This window comes from Vibrio sp. PNB23_22_6 (genome assembly GCF_052877535.1).
On record NZ_JBNFXP010000063.1, the window covers coordinates 1 to 1204 of the forward strand.

Genomic DNA, 1204 nt, shown 5'->3' on the forward strand with positions numbered 1-1204 from the left:
TGTAACCCTCCCTGGATTAGTGGCACTCTAACTTAGAGTTTTTCCTATTCTCACACCTTGCTAAATACTCCCAGGGAGTCAGATCATTCAGTGAGTCATGAGGCCGTTCATCGTTGTATTCCCTCATCCAATTATCTGTCAGCTCTCGGACTTCACTCAGTGCTTTAAACACGTACATGTCCAGTATTTCTGTCCGGTAAGTGCGGTTAAAACGTTCGATATACGAGTTCTCGGTGGGTTTACCCGGCCGAATGAATTCGAGCTCTACCTTGTTCTCTTCTGCCCACTCAGCCAGAGCTGTTGATACAAATTCAGGGCCATTATCCATGCGCAGCTTACTGGGTAACCCTCGCCAAGCAATGACTCGCTCTAATACCCTGATTACGCGTGGCGCTGGCAGGTTCAAGTCCACTTCAATCGCCAACACCTCTCGGTTAAAATCGTCCACGACATTAAAAGTACGAAAGCGTCTGCCGCAGACCAGTGAATCACTCATGAAGTCGATAGACCAACAACGGTTTATCCACTCAGGGCACATCAGTGGCGCTGGCTCTCGTTTAGGTAAACGTTTCTTGCCCTTACGCCGCAGATTTAACTTGAGCAAACAGTAAACACGATAAACTCGTTTGTGGTTCCATCGGTGTCCCCAACGCCTCAGTATTTTAAATAATTTGCCAAATCCGTAGGCAGGATAGCGCTCTGCGGCTTCCTGAAGCTTGGCAATCACCTCATCATCTCGATGAGGATCAGGTCTGTAGCGATAGACAGAGTCACTAATGCCAACTGCGCGGCAAGCCATACGTAAACTGGCCTGAAATTGTTGGCGAGCATAATCGACAAGCTCGCGTTTATCCGCTGGCCTTAGAGCTTTTTTTCTAAAATATCTTTGACGATGCGGTGCTCAAGACTCAGGTCCGCAAACATCTGCTTGAGCCTACGGTTCTCTTCTTCAAGCTCTTTTAGCCGTTTTACATCTGAGGCCTCCATACCTCCGTACTTGGATTTCCAGTTGTAGTAGGTGGCATCAGAGATCCCATATTCTCGGCAGACTTCATTGACCTTTCGACCAGCTTCCACTTCCTTCAAGATCTTGACGATTTGTGTTTCTGTGTAGCGTGACTTTTTCATCATGCGTTCTCCGTTTGTTTCAGTGTAAACGGAAAACCTCTAATTGCGAGCGACCAGTTTTTCGGGGAGGGTTACA

The 1204-nt window shown here is 47.5% G+C and carries 1 protein-coding gene; it reads right to left on the bottom strand.

Annotation, left to right across the window (positions count from 1 at the left end):
* Window positions 1-16: 16 nt before the first annotated feature.
* Window positions 17-1128 (bottom strand): IS3 family transposase gene (locus ACVA54_RS19620; protein ID WP_446641884.1). Its coding sequence is split into 2 segments (ribosomal slippage): window positions 17-876 and window positions 876-1128, totalling 1113 coding nucleotides; the frame shifts between segments, so codons are not numbered across the junction.
* Between the last annotated feature and the right edge of the window lie 76 nt (window positions 1129-1204).